Below are 18,303 nucleotides of genomic sequence, written 5' to 3'. Positions count from 1 at the left end.
CTTCGGCAGGTTTCGCCGCAGCCGGGTCCACCGATACTGACCGCTTGTACGCTTGCACAACACGAGATGTTAACTGTTCGGGAACGGCTTTTCCATAGGGCCGCGCGTCGCGCGCGTCACTTTCCCCCGGCGCTACCGCAGGGGCGAAGACCGCGGGCGCGACCGGACCTGCACACGGGTATGCGCACCGGCTCGCGCCGGACTTCTCTGCAGAAGTCCCGCCCCGGCGAATGTCGCCTCCGCGACTGAGGAAACGTGAGACACGGACGCGCACGGCTATTGGCTCGGGCATTAAGATTCCGCGGCCATGCAAATGCAAATGCAAACAATCGGCCACGTGCCGCTGGAATCCGCGCCGCCTCTGCGGAGGTGTGCCGACGCCCGCTCGGGGCGGCCGGCGGCGGCGCCGGCGGGCGCTCCGCGAGACTCGGACGGCCTGACCGGAAGCCTCGCGCGAATACCACGGCGTGTGTGGGTAGACAAGGGGGAAAGCACCCCAGTCGGCTCTACCCCTGGCACCACCGGGCGGCGGGAGGCTGGGTGCGGATCGCAGGCGATCACTTGCCAGCGGCGCGCGCGCCTCACACACTGTGGGATCGGGGACGCGACCTGGTCATTCGGATTCGCCCGGACCAGGAGCGCCCCGCCGCCGATCCCGCAGCGGCGGCCGGAACCGGTCACCGGCGGCCGTCGGGCCCGCCCCGGTTCTCCGCCCGCGGCAGGCGGCGCCGCCGATGACCGAGTACGACCACGACTGGAGACCACATGGCGATCCACCCGCGAGTGCAGACCCTGGCTCAGGCGTTTCTGCGCAACGTGGACGACGAGGCGCCGGGACTGGTCCAAGGGCTGTATCTGACGGGATCGGTGGCATTGGGCGACTTCCGGCCGCATGCCAGCGACGTCGACTTCGTGGTGGTCACCGCCCGCCGCGCCACCGACGCCGACAACGAGGCGCTGCGCCGGGCCCACGCGCGCACCCGCGCCGAGATGCCCCGCCCGCAGTTCAACGGCATCCACGTCACCTGGGAGGACCTCGCAGACGACCCCGCCTGGTGCGGTGCCGTCGCCTCAGTGCTGGGCGGGCGCTTCAAGCCCCGCGCCAGCGCCGACGTCAACCCCGTCACCTGGCACGTGCTCGCCGAGCGCGGCGTGACCGTGCGCGGTCCGCTTCCGGTGGAGCTGGACGTGTGGGACAACCCGGCCAGCCTGAGCGCCTGGTCGCTGGGCAACCTCGACGAGCACTGGCGGCGCTGGCGGGCCAAGGCCGGGCGCCTGGTCACCCCCCGCGGCCTGGCGGCCCTGGGGTCGCTGGCGCCGTCCTGGAGCGTGCTCAGCGTCAGCCGGCTGCACTTCACGCTGCGGACCGGCGAGATCACCTCGAAGTCGGCGGCGGGCATGTACGCCCTGCACGCCTTCCCCGAGCGCTGGCAGCGCATCGTCAACGAGTGCCTGCGCGTACGGCGCGACAGCCGCCTTCCGTCGCTGTACCAGAGCGCACTGACCCGTCGGAGGGCTGCGCTGGACTACATCGAGATGGTGCTCGACGACGCCCTGCGCCCGCAGCCGGCGGTCTGATCCGGCCCGGGCGCCGCCCGGGCGGCGAGGGCGCTCGCAGGGCCCCGGAGGAGCTTCCGCCCCCGCGAGCTCCCCGGCCCCGCTGCCGAGCCGGACGGGGACGCTGCGGCGGCCTGCGCGGCATCCGCGCGCCGCCGGACCCGCGCGCCCGGCTAATCTGGAGGCCATGAGCAAGCGCCCCATCGTCCTGTTCGGCGACCCCGTCCTCGTGACCCCCACCTCTCCCGTCACCTCCTTCGGCCGGCACACCGAGGCACTGGTCCGCGACCTGCTCGACACGGTCGACGAGCCCGGGCACGCCGGCGTCGCCGCCACGCAGATCGGGTCGGGGCTGCGCGTGTTCAGCTACAACGTCGACGGGCGGATCGGCTATGTGATCAACCCGGAGATCGCCGAGCTCTCCGAGGAGGTCCAGGAGGGCGAGGAAGGCTGCCTGTCCATCCCGGAGCTGTCGTTTCCGACCCGGCGGGCGATGCGGGCGGTCGTCACCGGCGTGGACCTGCGCAACGAGCCGATCACCGTCGAGGGCGAGGGCCTGATGGCGCGCTGCCTGCAGCATGAGACCGATCACCTCGACGGCAGGCTCTACATCGACCGCCTGGATCGCGACACCCGGCGCGAGGCCATGCGCGCGGTGCGGCGGGCGCCGTGGTTCCTGGACGCCCAGCAGGAGCCCCAACCGGCCTCGCAGACGCTGCCGAGCGGCCTGGGCGGTCCGCGCTGAACCGGCTGCGCGCGGGTCCCGGCGGGACTGCGAGCGCTGTCTGTCGCCTAGGCGGGTAGTGTCAGGCAACTGCTAGCCATATAACGACATGGTCTCGTATTGTCTGCTTGGACATCATGCGGACCTCGCCCCCCTTTCTGCCCGCGCGTCCCATGCGCCCCCGTGTGCCCCTTCCGGCCGGTCCGCGACCGACACAGGTGACTTCCATGCACAGACCACAACGCCCTCGAAAACGCCGCGCGCTCCTGCTGCCCGGCCTCGCCGCCGCAGCGGTCCTGCTGCTTCCCGCCACGTCCTCCTTCGCCGACCCTCAGGACGACGAGCCCAGCCTGGAGGAGCTCAACGAGCGCGCCGACTCCCTCGAAGAGGAGTACGACACCGAGCTCCTGCAGTACCGCGACGCCAAGGAGGACGTCGAGAAGTCGCAGAAGCGGCTCAAGAAGGTCGAGGACGAGCTCGCCGAGTACCGCGAGAACGTCGCGGGGCTGGCGGCCGCCCAGTACATGGGCAGCGGTCTCGACCCCACCATCGAGGTGGTCATGAGCAGCGACCCCCAGGACATGCTCGACAACGCGGCCATGGCCAGCCAGGTCTCGGCCAACCACGCCGAGCGGGTCGCCGACCTGGAGAAGCTGCGCGAGAAGCGCAAGGACGCCGTCGAGGACGCCGACGCCAAGCTGGAGGACGCCGAGAAGCTCGTCGAGGACCTGGAGGCCCAGCGCGACGAGGTCCTGGCCAAGATCGAGAAGTACGAGGAGGAGCAGGTCCCCGAGACCCCCGGAACCGGCGAGGTGCCCGCCGGCGCGGTGGGTCCGGGCTGGGACGGGGCCACTCCGCGCATGGCCGCGATCCGCGACGAGATCGTCAGCAGGTTCGGCGCGCCCTACCCCGTGGGCTGCCTGCGCCCCGGCGACCCCGGCGAGCACGGCTCCGGCCGCGCCTGCGACTTCATGATGAGCTCGGGCGGCGCCATGCCTTCAGCCGCCAACCAGCGGCTCGGCCAGCAGATCGCCGACTACGCCCAGGCCAACGCCGACCGGCTGGGGGTCATGTACATCATCTGGGAGCAGCGCATCTGGCACTCCGCCAACCCCGGCGCCGGCTGGGAGATGATGAACGACCGCGGCAGCGTCACCGCCAACCACTACGACCACGTGCACATCTCGTCGTACTGAGCGCGGCTCGGGTCGGCCGGCCCCGGCGCCCCGCCGGCGCCTCAGCGGGGCCGGCGGGCCAGCGCCGCAGCGGCCGGGAGGCAGGCGGCCAGCACCGCGCCCGTGGCGGCGAAGGCCGGGCCGTAGCCGGCCGCCTGGATGGCCAGTCCCAGCACCAGCGAGCCGATGCCGGTGCCGGCGTCGTAGCCGATGTTCCACACCGCGCTGGCCGTGCCGTAGGCGCGGGCGCCCGCGCGGCGGAACATGATGACGATGGTGTCGTTCTGCACCGCCCCGAACCCGGCGCCGAACAGGCCGGCTCCGGCGACGGCGGCGACCGCCCCCAGGGCGCCGGGGCCCGGCCAGCCCTGCTCGGCCGGCCACAGCGCCGCCGCGGACAGGGCCATGCCGGCGACCGCGGCGACGCTTCCCCAGGTGAGCAGCACTGGGCGCCGCCGGCGGTCGCTGAGGGTGCCCGCCGCCCAGCGGCCGCAGACCGAGAGCACGCCGAAGGCCAGCAGGGCGGTGAAGGCCACGGTGGAGGCCTCGGACAGCGGGATGGCCAGGAAGGTCACCACGGAACTGGACGCCACGGCCGGCATCAGCATCGCCAGCAGCGGGATGCCCAGCCGCCGGTAGAGGCGCGGACCCCGGGGCGCGTCCGCCTCCCGCTCCGCGCCGGCCTCCCCGCTGCCGGCCGCGGCCCCGGCCGTACCGTCCCCGGCGAGTATCCAGATGCCCGCGGCGGCCGCCGCCCCCACGAGCGGGCCGGCGGCGGCGATCCAGAACACCGCCGCGAAGCCGAGGTTGAGCGCCGCCCATACGCCCGTCGACAGGAAGACCACGTTGGGCAGCCCGACCGCCAGGCCGTAATAGCCGGTCGCCCGGCCCAGCTGCTCGGGCGGCACGAGCCGGGCCGCCAGCGCCGATCCGGCCACGGTGGCCATGCCGAACCCGATCCCGCGCAGCGCCGAGACCGCCAGCAGCCACACGATGTCGGTGGTGACCAGCAGCAGCGGAGCCGGAGCGCCCAGCAGCAGGGCGCCCACCGGGAAGGTCCACCGGTAGCCGCCGCGGTCCAGCAGCCAGGGCATGGCAAGCTGAGTGAGCACCGTCGTGAGCATGAAGACCGACGTGGTGGCCCCGGCGCCCACCTCGCCCGCTCCGCCGCGCGCCGCCCACAGCGGGACGATGGGCAGCAGCAGCACGAAGCCGGCGAACGTCAGTGCGGTCGCCAGGACCAGCAGCCGAAACGCCCACCCGTGCAATCCGAGATGCCGCCCGCCTGCGGCCTGATTCATCCGGACATCCGAGGTATCCACCGCTTCTTTGTACCGCAGGTGCCGCCGGACCCGTCCGCCTGCCGCAGCCCGACCGCCGGGGAACGGGCCCTCAGGCGCCGCCCTCGTCGGCGGTCATGCTGCGGCTCAGCCACCGCGCGACCCGCTCGACCCGCTCGGGGGTCATCGCGCGCTCGGCGTGGCCCATGCCCGGCTCGATCCACAGCTCCTTGGGTTCGGGAGCCGCCGCATACAGGCGCTCGGCGTGCTCGACGGGAAAGTAGGTGTCGGCGTCGCCGTGCACCACCAGCAGCGGGGCGGCGAGGTCCGGCGCCGTCTGGGTCGGGTCGGGCGGGACGGGATCCCACTGGCTGTCGATGACGCGCACCCGGCGGGCCACGCGCAGGAACCACCTGCCCGCCGGCCGCTCGACGCCGAAGTGCAGCAGCCGCATCCGCCGGCTGCCGCGGTAGTACCACATGCTCGGTCCGCTGACCGCGACGACCGCGCCGACACCGCCGAACATGGCCGCGTGCCTGACGGCCACGGCCGCGCCCATGGAGAAGCCGATCGAGGCGATGGCGGTGTATCCCAGGCCGCGCAGGTGCGCGCAGACGGCCTCCAGGTCGTGCACCTCCAGGTTGCCGACCGTGCACAGCCCGCTCGACTCGTGGTGGCCCCGGAAGTCGAAGGTCATCACGTCGCCGATGGGCAGCAGGCGCTCGGCGATCATCCGCGTTCCGGGGCTGCGCCAGGTGCCGGTGAAGCCGTTGGCCAGCACCACGGCGGTGGTGCGGTCGGCACCGCCGCGGATCAGCGCCGAGTCGAGGAGGACTCCGTCGGACGTGGTGAGCCGCCGCCGTCGGGGCGCGGGCAGCGGGTCGGAGCGGTACAGCGCATCAGTCACCCCACAATCGTGCCCGATCGCCTCCGACCGCAGCAGGGCGGCAGGCCCCAACACGCCGGGGGGTGCAGACACCACCCCGGTCTTCCCGCGGCCCCCGGCGGCGCCTCGTCACAGCGCGCGGGCGCGGTGGCGGCGGCCGCTGCCGGTGAGCAGCAGGGAGCGCAGCTCCAGCGCCACGTGCGCGGCGATGGGGACCAGCAGGCTGCCCGTGCCCAGATAGACCACCATGAACAGCGCCCCCAGCAGGCCCGGCCCGACCAGGCCCCACCAGCCCTGGTAGACGTGGGCCAGCGCGAACAGCACGCAGGCGCCCGCGGCGGCCGCCCACACCGGCAGCCCCAGGGACGCGCCGAAGGCCACCAGCAGCCCGCGGTAGAGCAGCTCCTCGCCCACCCCGGCCGTCACCGCCAGCGCGGCGGCCGCCCGGCGCTCGCGGGAGTTGCGCGGCGCGAGGACGGTGAGCGCCTGACCGGGGTCGGGGATCGGCGGCAGCGGCGCGGTGCCGGTACCCGCCCCGGTCCCCCCGGACTTGGGCCGGTTGCGGGTGATCAGCCAGAAGATGAGCAGGGCCAGGCCGAACCCGAGGACCGCGGCCAGCAGCGGAGTCCACGCCACGGGCGCGCGCAGTCCCACGTGCGCGGCCGTGACGCCGGGGGCGAGCAGCACGATGAGGGCGACGGCCGCGGCCCAGCCCAGGTGGATGCCTATCGCCAGCCGGTAGAAGCGGACCAGCGCGCGGGGGTCGCTGTCGCGCCGGCGCCGCAGCCGCGCAAAGGCGCGCCACCCCAGCAGCGGCTCGCCCACCGCCGCGTACCCGACCAGCGCGAACGCCAGCGCGCCGGCGACCAGGCCGAACTGGGGAACGCTTTCGGTCCAAAGCACGGGCACACCCTAAGAGATCAGGGCGGCCCTTCCACCACATTCCGGACCGTCCCCGCACTCCCCCACTCGGGCCGCCGACCGCGCACATCCCTGCTGCCGTGGTGGTTTCCGATTCCCCGAGAGCGCCGCGCGCCCGTTTCCGGCCCCGGGTCGCAAGCGGAAAGGCCCCTTGTGATATCGGCCGCAACGGGTGACGGTAGAGAGTGTCCCGCGTCACACCGGGCGCGGAATCGGCGTCCATCCGCGCGGCCGCCCGCTCGGGCACCGGCACCGCACCGCAACCGCCGCGCGGCCCGGGCCGATGGGCATCTCGGCCCGGCCGAGGAAGGAAGGTGGCAGAGCATGGCGGACAAATCCGGTCCAGCGACCACCGGTAGGGCTCCCAGGGCCGACCACCCGGCGCAGATACGCAACGTCGTGCTGGTCGGCCCGTCCGGAGCCGGAAAGACCACACTCGTCGAGGCCCTCCTGCACGCATCCGGCGCCACGGCGCGCATGGGCCGCGTCGAGGAAGGCACGACCGTCAGCGACTACGACGACGTCGAGGTGCGGCAGAAGCGGTCGGTCAACCTGACCGTGGCCCCGGTCGTCTCCGCCGGGGTCAAGGTGAACCTGCTGGACACGCCCGGCTACGCCGATTTCGTCGGCGACCTGCGCGCCGGCCTGCGCGCCGCCGACGCCGCGCTGTTCGTGGTCTCGGCGGTCGACGGCATCGACGGGCGCACCCGGCTGCTGTGGGAGGAGTGCGCCGCGATCGGGATTCCGCGCGCGGTGGCGGTCACCAAGATCGACCATCACCGCGCCGACGTCGACGGAGTCGTCGAGCAGTGCCGCGAGGCCTTCGGCGAGAACGTGCTGCCCGCCTACGTGCCCGTGTTCTCCGGGGACGGGGACGACCGGGCGGTCCAGGGGCTGATGGGCCTCATCTCCGGGCGCTACCACGACTACTCCAGCGGCGCCCGCGTCGCGGCCGAGCCGCCCCAGGGCCTGGCCGAGCGGGCCGCGCCGATGCGCGACGAGCTGATCGAGGGGGTGATCCAGGAGAGCGAGGACGAGACCCTCATGGACCGCTACATGGCCGGCGAGGAGCTCGACACCGACATGCTGGTCGCCGACCTGGAGGCCGCCGTCGCGCGGGCGGGCTTCTACCCGGTGCTGATGGTCTCCGCGCTGCGCGGCCCGGGTGTGCCCGAGCTGCTGGAGGAGCTGCCCCGGGCCACGCCCGCGCCCACCGAGCGCCCGCTGCCCGAGGTCGCCGCCGCATCGGGCGGACCCGTCGACGCGCTCTCCTGCGACCCCGACGGTCCGCTGCTGGCCGAGGTGGTCAAGACCATCAGCGACCCCTATGTCGGGCGCGTCAGCCTGGTGCGGGTGTTCAGCGGCACCCTGCGCCCCGACACGGTCGTGCACGTGTGCGGGCAGGGCCTGGCCGACCGCGGCCACGAGGACCACGACGTCGACGAGCGCATCGGCGCGCTGCTGGCGCCGGTGGGCAAGCACAGCGAACCGGTGGGCGAGGTGGTGGCCGGCGACGTCTGCGCCGTCGCCAAGCTCACCCGCGCCGAGACCGGCGACACGCTCTCGGCCAAGGAGCGCCCCCTGCGCATGCCGCCGTGGACGTTCCCGGATCCGCTGCTGCCGGTGGCGCTGAGCGCGGCCGCCAAGTCCGACGAGGACAAGCTCGCCCAGGCGCTGGGCCGCCTGGCCTCCGAGGACGTCACCCTGCGGGTGGAGGTCAATCCCGAGACCCACCAGCTCGTGCTGTGGTGCATGGGCGAGGCCCATCTCGACCTCGCGCTGGACCGGCTGTCCTCGCGCTACGGGGTGGCCGTCGAGACCGACGAGATCCGGGTGCCGCTGCGGGAGACCTTCGCCGCTCCCGCCGAGGGCATGGGCCGCAACGTCAAGCAGAGCGGCGGGCACGGGGAGTACGGGATCTGCCGCATCCAGGTGGAGCCGCTGCCTTCGGGCTCGGGACTGGAGTTCGTCGACAAGATCGTCGGCGGCGTCGTGCCCCGCCAGTTCATCCCGTCGGTGGAGAAGGGCGTCCGCGCCCAGATGGAGAGCGGGGTGCAGTCGGGATACCCGCTGGTGGACATCCGCGTCACGCTCTACGACGGCAAGGCGCACTCGGTGGACTCCTCCGACATGGCCTTCCAGAAGGCCGGGCGGCTGGCGCTGAAGGACGCCGCGGAGAAGTGCCGCCTGTCGATGCTGGAACCGATCGACGAGGTGGCGGTGCTGGTCGCCGACGAGTACATGGGCGCGGTGATGAGCGACTTGTCGGCGCGGCGCGGCCGGGTGGTCGGCCAGGAGCCGATGGCCGGCGGGCGCACCCTGATCCGCGCCGAGGTCCCGCAACTGGAGATCACGCGCTACGCCATCGACCTGCGCTCGCTCTCCCACGGAACGGGCACCTTCACCCGGTCTTACCTGCGCCACGAGCCGCTGCCGAACCAGTTGGCCCAGAAGTACACCAAGGAGCTGGCCGGCTCGGCCTGAGCCGGCGGGCGGCGCGGACGGTCCGGGCCGACCGGGGAGGGGCCGGCCCGGACCGCTTCCGCCTCCCGGCACCGGGGGGGCGGTCAGCCGGCGGTCACAGGGATGCGGCCAGGTCGGGCGCGAAGTTGCTGCCGGTGAGCACGGTGCCCGCGCGGGCGCCGGGGATGTCGCGGGAGGCGATGGCCGCCACGCCCGCGGCCGCCGACGGCTCGACGACGAGCCCCACGGTGTCGCGCAGCAGCCGCAGGGCCGCGAAGAGCTCCTTGTCGTCGACGAGCACCACGTCGTCGACCACGGCCCGCATCCACTCGACGGCCTCCGGCACCGGCACCCGCACCGCCAGGCCGTCGGCGGCCGTCTCAACGCGCTCGGTGGAGACGGGCATGCCCGAGCGCCAGCTGTGGGCCATCGCGGGCGCGCCCGCCGGGCACACCCCGATCACCCGCGTGCGCGAGGAGCGCTCCTTGAGCCAGCGGCCCACCCCCGAGATCAGGGCCCCGTTGCCGACGGGCAGCACCACGGCGTCCAGCTCCAGCGGGGCGATCTCCACGCCGATGGTGCCCGCGCCCTCGGCGATCTGCGGCTGGCGTCCGTCCTCGACGTATACGCAGTCCTCGCGCCCCCGGGCGTAGTCGGCCGCGGCCTGCTTGGCCTCGTCGAAGTCGGCGCCGCCGATCACCACCCGCGCCCCCAGCTCGCGCATCCGGGCGATCTTGAGCGGGTTGGCCGTCTCGGCGGCGAAGACGTGGACGGGCAGTCCGCGCCCGCGCCCGGCGTAGGCGAGGGCCTGCCCGAAGTTGCCCGCCGACGCGCACACCAGGGCGCGCCGCTCGGCCGTGGCGTGCAGGAGGTAGTCGGCGCCGCGGCCCTTGAACGAGCGGATGGGGTTGAGGGTCTCGACCTTGAGCAGGGTCTCGCGTCCCAGCTCGCGGGATAAGGAGTCGTCGAATATCTGGGGCGTGTTGCAAAACACCGGGTCGACCTCGCGGGAGGCCGCTTCGATTCGCTCCAGGCTAAGGCTGTCGATCGGCATGAGCGCATGCTAGAGGCGGCGGGTGGCCGCCGGCGGCGCCGACCCCGCGCGAAACACGGTGTTCACCTGGTTCGCCCTGGTCACCGCCTCGCACCGGCGGCGGATGCCGCACGGATCCGCTCACAGCAGCCGGCCGGGCCGCGAGCGGTCGGTGAGGGCGTGGAACCGCCAGGTGTTGATGGGATGGCTGGAGAGCAGGTTGACCAGCATCACGAACAGCCCTTGGTCGGTGTGGGCGCGGTCGGCGATGTCGGCGAAGTCCACGTCGGGGTAGAGGTACTTGCCGGCGGCCAGCACCCGCAGGCCCTCCTTGCCCTGCGGGCAGAACTCGTAGGCGTGGTTGTCGGCGGTGTACTCCTGCGCGCGGTTGAGCGTGGCGCCGATGCCGGGGATGATCTCGGCCACCGACACCCCGAACTGCCGCCAGTAGGAGACGTGCCCGGCGGCGATGTGGCCGACCTCGTGGCCGATCACGAACCGCAGCGCGTCGGGGTCCGCCAGCCGCCCGCCGACCTCGAACAGGTCGCTGTGCACCGCCACGAAGCGGCGCGACCCGTGTCCGGAGGCGAAGGCGTTGATGTGGCCGTTTCCCAGCACCACGTAGGCGTCGGGCACCTGGGGCAGCTCGAAGGCCCGCGCCGCCTCGACGACCATCCGGTGCGCCTCGGGGAACTGGGTCGGGGAGATCCGCACGCCGTTGACGCGCTGGCGCGCATACAGCTGCCCGCGCACGAAGAACACCAGCGCCGGGATGGCCAGCACCAGCAGCGGCTGGCCCGTCTCGCCGTCCAGGGCGCGATTGACGGCGCCGGTGACCGCCAGCGCGGTGACCGCCAGGCACACCAGCAGCGCGGCGTTCTCCCGCGGGTGGCGCAACGCCCGGGTGCGCCGCGGGTCGCCCCAGCGCACCAGCAGCATGCGCCGGTCCTGCGGCCACATCGTCCGCTTCTGTGGTGACAGACCCATGTGGCAACCCACCGCCCAGCCGCCGACGCCCCCTGTGTCCGGGGTTTACGTTACAGGCGGTAGGGCGGGTCCTGCGGCGGCTCGGATTCCGGCTCGCCGGATTCGTCGGCCGGGCCGTGCTGCCCCGGCCGGCCGTGCTGCTGCGGGTCGTAGTACTGCGGATCGTAGGGTTCGGCCGGGTAGCCGCCCGAGGGGTAGCCGCCGGATGGGTGGCCGTTCGACGGGCCGCCGCCGGGCGGGTAGCCGCCGGATTCGGGGTCGTGCTCGGTCGTGTAGGGCACGGCGCCCGGAGGGGGCGGCGGGGCGGAGACGGGCGGCCCCTGCGGCGGGGGCGCGGAGGAGATGGGCGGGCCCTGGGGCGGCGGGGCCACGGGCGGCGGCACCGGCGGACCCGCCGGGGGCGGCCCGTAGTCGGGGGCGCCGTTCTCCTCGTCGCCGAGGTAGCGGTCCATGTCGGTGCGGGCGGTGGACTCGCCCCCGCCGTCCTGGTCCTCCTGCGCCCCGGCGGCCGGCGCCTCCGCGGGCTCGGCCGGGTAGGGAGCCGGCGCGCTCGGATAGGGCGCCGGCGCGGGGCCGCCGGGGTAGGGCGGAGGCGGCGCGATGTCGTCGAGCGGTGCGGCGGGGGCCGCGGCGCGGTCGTCGCCCTCGGACGGGACCGGCGGCGCGGATGCCGCCGCGGGCGCCGGCGGCGCCTCGGCCGGCTGAGCGGCGCCCAACGGCTCGCCGGGACCGGCGTGCGCGCTCATCGGCGCCTGCCCGCCGGTGGCCGCACCGGCCTCGGCCGGCGACTGCGGCGTGCCCAGGTAGGTCAGGGCGCCCAGCGACAGCGCGGCGAGTCCGGCGCGCAGCGTGGGTTCGCGGTCGGGGGCGAAGAACGGCGAGTGGGTGGCGGGCACGCCCATGAGCTTCTCGTAGGGGGTCGCGCCGGGCGCGGCCTCCCACACGTCGTGGGGCGTGGAGCCGAGGAACCAGTAGACGTAGGGCACCGGCGCGGCGTCGCCGGGCAGGCCGAGGGCCGCGAAGTCCTCGCTGCCGGTGATGGGTTCGGGCAGCTCCACGACGCGGTCGTCGCCGAAGTAGGCGCGGTGCGCCGCGATCACCTCGGCCGTCGCCTCGGGGGCGTTGGCCGTCACCCCGGTTTCGCGCACGACCGAGATCTCGGGGTCGCGCTGGGCCCCGGAGGCGGCGGCCTCGGCGCGGACGATGCGGTCGATGGCGCTGTGCAGGCGGTCGGCCACGGCCGGGTTGAGGGCGCGGGTGTCGATCTCCAGGGAGGCCTCGTCGGGGATGACGTTGACCTTGGTGCCGGCGCGCAGCACCCCCACCGTCACCACCGCCATCTCGCTGGGGCTGATCTCGCGCGCGACGATGGTCTGCAGGCGGTTGACGATGTTGGCGGCGATCAGTACCGGATCGACGGTGGTCTCCGGACGGGACGCGTGCCCACCGGACCCGAACACCCGCACCCGCAGGTTGGTGGTGGCCGCCATGATGGTGCCGGCCCGGTGGGCCACCATGCCCGCCGGCTGCGGGCCCAGGTGCTGGGCCAGCACGATGTCGGGGCGGCCGAACCGGGTGTAGAGGCCGTCGCGCAGCATGGCCGTGGCGCCGTCGAGGGTCTCCTCGCCGGGCTGGGCTGCCACCATGAGGGTGCCGCGCCACTCCTGGCGGGCCTCGGCGAGCAGGTCGGCCGTGCCGACCAGGCAGGCGGTGTGGGCGTCGTGGCCGCAGGCGTGCATGATCGGCACGTCCCGGCCCTCGTCGTCGCGGCCGCGGGCGATGCTGGCGTAGGGCAGCCCGGTCCGCTCCTGGACCGGCAGCGCGTCCATGTCGCCGCGCAGCAGGACCGTGGGGCCCTCGCCGTTGCGCAGCACGCCCACGACTCCGGTGCCGCCGACGCCGGTCTCGACCTCGAAGCCCGAGCGGGTCAGCCACTCGGCCACGGCGCCCGCGGTGCGGCGCTCCTGGTGGGAGAGCTCGGGGTTCTTGTGCAGGTCGACGTAGAAACCCTCGACAAGGGGGAAGATCTCGTCGACCAGCCGCATCACCGCACCTCCGTGCTCAGCGACACGCTGGGGGTCGACCGCGTGCGGCACCGCTTCCACCGCCTTCGTCTGGTACAGGACCGGGTGCGATCTCGCGGGCGGCGCCGCCGCCGGCGTGCGATCGCAGCGCCGATTGTCCCGCTGGCTCACAGGAATCTCAAACCTTCCCCCCGGGGGCGGGGGTGCAGCACGAGCCTATCCGCGCCGCTGAGGAGGGCCGCCACCCCCGGTGCCCCCGGCCGGGCAGGCGCGTCCGGGGGCGGGTGCCGCCCGGGTGCGACCCCGGCGCGCCGGAGTCGGGGCCGCACCCGCGCGGCACCCTCAGGATTCACAGCTTATTCACAGCTTACCGGAGTGGCGTGTTACCGTTTCGAGACCGGGAGGCCCCGCCGCATCCAGCGATTGTCACACAGCAGCATGGGATGTCCACCCCCCGAGGTGGCCCTCGCCACCCCCGGCGGCTAGAGTCCTCCCAGAATTCTCAGCGAATTCCCAGAAATCTGCCCGGGTGCGCCCTTGCGCGGCGCCCGAGGGCCGTGCCCGCCGCCTGCCACCGGACGGCCGCCGCCGCACGCCCCTCGGCACGGCCCGGACCCGCCCTGCAGCCCCGATACCGGTGACTCGGAGACCACGTGGCCACGACCATCGAACGTCCGCGCGACGTCCGCCCCGACCGCGCCCCCGGCAAGCAGCGCGACGCGCTGCTGGACAACGCCAAGTTCCTGCTGATCGCCCTCGTCGTGGTCGGCCACGCCATCTCGCCCCTCAGCGGCGACACCCCCCTGGCCGACGCCGTCTACTACTGGATCTACCTGTTCCACATGCCGGCGTTCGTCCTGATCAGCGGCTACCTGTCGAAGTCCTTCGACGGATCGGGACGGCGCATCGACAAGCTCCTCACCACCGTGGCGGCGCCGTACCTGATCTTCTGGGGCGTCTACGCCCTGGTGTCGGCGGCCACCGACCGCGGCCTGCCCGACAGCCCGATGGAGCCGCTGTGGATCACCTGGTTCCTGGCGGCGCTGTTCGTGTGGCGGCTGACCGTCCCGGTGTGGAACCGCGTGCGCTGGCCGTTCGCGGTGTCGGTGGGCATCTCACTGGTCGGCGGCGCGGCCACCACCGGCGACATGCTCGACGCCTCGCGCATCGTCAGCCTGCTCCCGTTCTTCGTCGCCGGGCTCGTGCTCCAGCCCCGCCACCTGGAGCTGCTCAAGCAGACCTGGGTGCGGGTGTGGAGCGCCGGCGTCATGGCCGCCACGGCCGCGATGTGCTTCCTCTACCACGAGGAGGTGAGCCGCGAGTGGGTCTACTGGCGCCAGAGCCTCGTCGACCGCGACATGGACCTCCTGCCGGTGGGCCTCCCCGGCCGCCTGATGTTCATGGTGCTGGCGTTCGCGCTGACCGCGGCCCTGCTGTCGCTCACCCCGCGCCGCACCACCCACGTCACCCGCCTGGGAGCGCTGACCATGTACGTCTACCTGCTGCACGGGCTGTTCGTGCGCGGCGCCGAGGCGCTGGGATGGTACGAGTTCGCCGAGGGAGCGCTGGGCGGGTACGCCGCGCTGGGCGCCACCACGGCGCTGGCGGTGGCGCTGACCTACCTGCTGTGCACGCCCTGGGTGCGCAGGGCCACCCGCTGGGCGGTGGAACCGAGCGTGGAATGGGCGCTGCGCAGCCGCGGCGCCGCCGACACCCCGGCTCAGCCCTTGCGCAGCCGGTCCAGCTCCACGGCGAAGTCGCGGGTGGCCAGCCACAGCTTGTAGACGATGAGGGCCTCGAACGCGGCCAGGGCCGCGCAGGAGAACACGATGACGGGCACGACGAGATCGGCGCCCGGCACCGCGGCGGAGGCCAGTGCCGTCAGCGGCGCGACGACGCACACGAACATCTCGAACTCGATGCCGCTGAACAGGTGCGGCCGCACCCGGCTGCGCAGCAGCGCCGACCGCAGCCGCCCGTACCAGCCGAACCTGCGGGTGAACCCCTGGTGCACGTCGATGACGCGGGCGCCGGACTCGGCGGAGCGCGCGTGCACCTCGTCGTGGCCGAGCCCGGGGTTCTCGCGCAGCACCTCCTCGACGAACACGACGGGCGCCCCGCCCTCCTCGGCCCCCGCGGCGCCGGGCGCGGCCGCCTCGGGACCGCCCTGGGTCTCGGTGCTCTCGGGGTCCTCCATGGCGGCGGACTCGGTGCCCTCGGCCGCCGCGCGCAGCTGCGTGCGCATGCTCTGCCGGGTCTTGCCCACCTGGGAGCCGTTGAGATAGCGCAGCAGGTCCAGGAAGGTCACCACCGGCGCCAGCAGCAGGTAGAGCACCTCGCCGGTGAGCGCCCACTGGCCGATCAGCAGCGCCAGCATGCAGCCGAAGAAGCGGATACGGTCGAAGATGAAGTCCACCCACGCGCCGAAGACCGACCCGTTGCCCTTCAACCGCGCGATCTTGCCGTCCATGCAGTCGAGCACGAAGCTGAGGTGGAACAGCAGCGCTCCGGCGACGAGCCAGGGCCACCCGCCCAGGGCGAAGCACACCGCCGAGCCCGCGCCCAGCACCCCGGCACCGAAGGTGATCTGGTTGGGGGTGATGGAGGTGCGGTTGGCGACACCCACCACCAGCCGCGCCGCCAGCGGGTCGACGAGGAAGACCGTCCACCAGGCGTCGCGGGACTTGTAGGTGCGCTCGCGGACGTCCGCGAGGGTGAAGCTCGTCATCTCATCTCCTGCGGTTTCCCGCCGGGTCGGGTGCGGCCGCAGCCGGAGGGCGCGGCGCGGCGCGGCGCCGCGCGGTGTCCTCGCACGGTCGGCGCGGGAAGGGAGGGTCGGTCAGCCGCAGAATAATGGCAGACGGGGCGCCTCCCGGACCAATCGGCGCGGTGGTGGCGGTGATAATTGTCGAGTAAGGGGGGTTGCGGTCGGCCCGGTCGATCGGGCCGCGGCCGCGCGCGGCCCCCGCAACGGCTCCGACCGAGGTAGAGGCGTGCGTTTTCTCAACGACCAGGTTCCCGGCCACGATCTGACCTACAGCGACGTGTTCATGGTCCCGCAGCACTCGGCCGTGGGGTCGCGGCTGGACGTCGACCTGCGGACCGGCGACGGATCCGGGACGACGATTCCCATCGTAGTCGCGAACATGACCGCCGTCGCCGGACGCCGGATGGCCGAGACCATCGCGCGGCGCGGCGGGCTGGCCGTGCTTCCCCAGGACATCCCGTTCGACGTCGTCGCCGAGGTGGTCTCGTGGGTCAAGCGCCGCGATCTGCTCTACGACACCGCGATCACGCTGACGCCGGAGAGCACGGTCGGCGAGGCGCTGAACCTGCTGCCCAAGCGCTCCCACGACGCGGTGATCGTCATCGACGGCGATCGGCGGCCCGTCGGCGTGGTCACCGACGCCGACTGCTCCGGCGTGGACCGCTTCACCCAGGTGCACGAGGTGATGTCGCGCGACCTGCTGACCATCCCGGCCGGCACCGACCCCAAGGAGGCCTTCGGGTCGCTGCACGACTTCCGGCACCGGCTGGCGCCGGTCGTCGACGCCCAGGGCTCCCTGGTGGGAGTTCTCACCCGCACCGGAGCGCTGCGCGCCACCCTGTACGACCCGGCGACCGACGCCCGCGGGCGGCTGCGCGTGGGCGCCGCGGTGGGCGTCAACGGCGACGTGGCCGCCAAGGCCGCCGACCTGCTGGCGGCCGGCGTCGACGTGCTGGTCGTCGACACCGCCCACGGCCACCAGGACAAGATGCTCGCCGCGCTGCGCAAGGTGCGCGCACTGGATCCCGGAGTCCCGCTGGTGGCGGGCAACGTCGTCTCCCCCGAGGGCACGCGGGACCTGATCGAGGCGGGGGCCGACATCGTGAAGGTCGGCGTGGGGCCCGGCGCCATGTGCACGACCCGGATGATGACCGCGGTGGGCCGCCCGCAGTTCTCCGCCGTCCTGGAGTGCGCCGCCGCCGCGCGCGAGCTGGGCGCGTCGGTGTGGGCCGACGGCGGTGTCCGCCACCCGCGCGACGTGGCGCTGGCGCTGGCCGCGGGCGCCTCCAACGTGATGATCGGCTCCTGGTTCGCCGGCACCTACGAGTCGCCGGGCGACGTGCTGCGCGACGCCCAGGGGCGGATGTACAAGGAGAGCTTCGGCATGGCCTCGGCGCGGGCGGTGCGGCTGCGCACCTCCGAGGACTCCCCGTTCGACCGGGCGCGCAAGGCCCTGTTCGAGGAGGGGATCTCCACCGCTCGGATGTACCTGGACGAGGACCGGCCCGGTGTGGAGGACCTCGTCGACGAGATCGTGGCCGGGGTGCGCAGTTCGATGACCTACGCGGGCGCCACGACCCTGGAGGAGTTCCACGAGCGGGCGACGGTAGGGGTGCAGAGCGCGGCCGGCTACAACGAGGGCCGGCCGGTGCCGACCAGCTGGTAGCGGCGGTGCCGCCCGGTGAGAGGCGGGGGGCTGGAGCGCGCCCAGCCCAGCCCCCCGTTCTCACTGTCAGGCCGGATCCGCATCCCCGTACTATGCCGGTCCGACCGTGTCCCAGAGACTAGGCGCGCGCCCGGACGGCGTCATCGGTCGGCGGAGGTATTCGCCGCTCCCCCATAAGAGGGTGGCGGTGTCCTCCTCTGGTCGTAGGGGCCTGCGCCCGGCTGCGCAGCCCACCGCGGAGCAGGCGGGCGGGGCGCGCCGCCGCCCTTCGTGCAGGGGTGGGGCGGGTCGGATAGCGTGTCGCCATCGCCGCCGGGGACGGCCTTCGTCCGCGCATCGGCGCCGCGGTCCGGCGGCGGTTGGGATCCGGCCGAGACAGGGAGTCGAAGGAGACCGTGGCATACGTCTACCCTCTGCTGCCGATCGGGGCCGGGCTGGTGATGCTCTGGTTCCTCGGGCGCCATCTGCGCTTCTCGGCGTTCCTGGCGGTCTACGGCGCCCGCACGGAGGGCGAGGTCGTCGGCTACCGCGAGACCGCCACGTCGGCGTCGATGGTCGTCCGCTTCACCACGCCCGACGGGCGGGAGATCCACGCCGAGCACGAGAACACCGGATGGACCGCCTCGCGCAGCGGCGACATCGTCACCGTGTCCTACGACCCCGCCGACCCCGAGCGGGCACGGATCGTCGCGGCGCCCTGGCTGAGCAACTGGGTGCTGATCATGATCGGCTGGCTGGGCTTCCTCCTGCTGGGGATCGGCCTGGTGCTGGGCTACCTGGCCTGGGTGGCGCCGGCGCTCGGGGCGGGATGAGCGCGGCT

General features: G+C 73.6%; 14 protein-coding genes. 7 read left to right on the top strand and 7 right to left on the bottom strand.

Annotation, left to right across the window (positions count from 1 at the left end):
* The first annotated feature begins 765 nt into the window (after nt 1-765).
* From FZ103_RS02360 to FZ103_RS02350, 3 genes are all read left to right on the top strand, one after another.
* Complete coding sequence (locus FZ103_RS02360) at nt 766-1,578, top strand: nucleotidyltransferase domain-containing protein (protein WP_155998328.1); 813 nt, start codon at nt 766-768, stop codon at nt 1,576-1,578.
* A 166-nt stretch (nt 1,579-1,744) separates the two neighbouring features.
* Complete coding sequence (gene def / locus FZ103_RS02355) at nt 1,745-2,302, top strand: peptide deformylase (protein ID WP_155998326.1); 558 nt, start codon at nt 1,745-1,747, stop codon at nt 2,300-2,302.
* 206 nt (nt 2,303-2,508) lie between these two features.
* Nucleotides 2,509-3,477, top strand: a complete 969-nt coding sequence (locus FZ103_RS02350; protein WP_155998324.1) for a hypothetical protein — start codon at nt 2,509-2,511, stop codon at nt 3,475-3,477.
* A gap of 41 nt (nt 3,478-3,518) precedes the next feature.
* On the opposite strand, the gene FZ103_RS02345 is transcribed toward FZ103_RS02350, so the two are convergent.
* From FZ103_RS02345 to FZ103_RS25930, 3 genes are all read right to left on the bottom strand, one after another.
* The gene (locus tag FZ103_RS02345) at nt 3,519-4,778 is read right to left on the bottom strand and encodes an MFS transporter (protein WP_343233337.1); all 1,260 of its coding nucleotides are present in this window, start codon (nt 4,776-4,778) and stop codon (nt 3,519-3,521) included.
* A 70-nt stretch (nt 4,779-4,848) separates the two neighbouring features.
* A complete protein-coding gene (locus FZ103_RS02340) occupies nt 4,849-5,643 on the bottom strand; it encodes an alpha/beta fold hydrolase (RefSeq protein WP_186355691.1) in 795 nt (264 codons plus the stop codon).
* Nucleotides 5,644-5,751: 108 nt separating this feature from the next.
* Nucleotides 5,752-6,525, bottom strand: a complete 774-nt coding sequence (locus tag FZ103_RS25930; RefSeq protein WP_343233336.1) for a CPBP family intramembrane glutamic endopeptidase — start codon at nt 6,523-6,525, stop codon at nt 5,752-5,754.
* Nucleotides 6,526-6,867: 342 nt separating this feature from the next.
* Between FZ103_RS25930 and FZ103_RS02330 the strand changes: the two genes are divergently transcribed.
* Nucleotides 6,868-9,027 carry an elongation factor G-like protein EF-G2 gene (locus FZ103_RS02330; protein ID WP_155998322.1) on the top strand — a complete coding sequence of 720 codons (2,160 nt, stop codon included), beginning with the start codon at nt 6,868-6,870 and terminating at the stop codon, nt 9,025-9,027.
* 94 nt (nt 9,028-9,121) lie between these two features.
* Here the strand turns inward: FZ103_RS02330 and FZ103_RS02325 are convergent, their stop codons facing one another.
* From FZ103_RS02325 to FZ103_RS02315, 3 genes are all read right to left on the bottom strand, one after another.
* Nucleotides 9,122-10,060, bottom strand: coding sequence for a threonine/serine dehydratase (locus tag FZ103_RS02325; protein ID WP_155998320.1), 939 nt, complete (start codon nt 10,058-10,060; stop codon nt 9,122-9,124).
* A 120-nt stretch (nt 10,061-10,180) separates the two neighbouring features.
* Entirely contained in the window at nt 10,181-10,978 is a 798-nt protein-coding gene (locus FZ103_RS02320) for a M48 family metallopeptidase (RefSeq protein WP_155998674.1), read from the bottom strand.
* A 98-nt stretch (nt 10,979-11,076) separates the two neighbouring features.
* Complete coding sequence (locus tag FZ103_RS02315; RefSeq protein WP_343233335.1) at nt 11,077-13,131, bottom strand: amidohydrolase; 2,055 nt, start codon at nt 13,129-13,131, stop codon at nt 11,077-11,079.
* Nucleotides 13,132-13,703: 572 nt separating this feature from the next.
* Between FZ103_RS02315 and FZ103_RS02310 the strand changes: the two genes are divergently transcribed.
* The gene (locus tag FZ103_RS02310; protein ID WP_186355690.1) at nt 13,704-14,834 is read left to right on the top strand and encodes an acyltransferase family protein; all 1,131 of its coding nucleotides are present in this window, start codon (nt 13,704-13,706) and stop codon (nt 14,832-14,834) included.
* Here FZ103_RS02310 and FZ103_RS02305 read toward each other — a convergent pair.
* Entirely contained in the window at nt 14,771-15,778 is a 1,008-nt protein-coding gene (locus FZ103_RS02305; RefSeq protein ID WP_155998316.1) for a CDP-alcohol phosphatidyltransferase family protein, read from the bottom strand. The two genes, FZ103_RS02310 and FZ103_RS02305, sit on opposite strands and share 64 nt — an antisense overlap.
* 265 nt (nt 15,779-16,043) lie before the next feature.
* Here FZ103_RS02305 and FZ103_RS02300 point away from each other — a divergent pair, with 265 nt between their 5' ends.
* Entirely contained in the window at nt 16,044-17,483 is a 1,440-nt protein-coding gene (locus FZ103_RS02300; RefSeq protein WP_186355689.1) for a GuaB1 family IMP dehydrogenase-related protein, read from the top strand.
* Nucleotides 17,484-17,878: 395 nt separating this feature from the next.
* Nucleotides 17,879-18,295 (top strand): DUF3592 domain-containing protein, encoded by a 417-nt coding sequence (locus tag FZ103_RS02295; RefSeq protein ID WP_186355688.1) that lies wholly within the window; start codon nt 17,879-17,881, stop codon nt 18,293-18,295.
* Nucleotides 18,296-18,303: the final 8 nt, after the last annotated feature.

Origin of the sequence: Streptomonospora sp. PA3, assembly GCF_009728995.1 — a bacterium.
Lineage (GTDB): Bacteria > Actinomycetota > Actinomycetes > Streptosporangiales > Streptosporangiaceae > Streptomonospora.
Note: the sequence above shows the minus strand (reverse complement) of the source record. Positions and strands in the feature narration are given on the sequence as shown.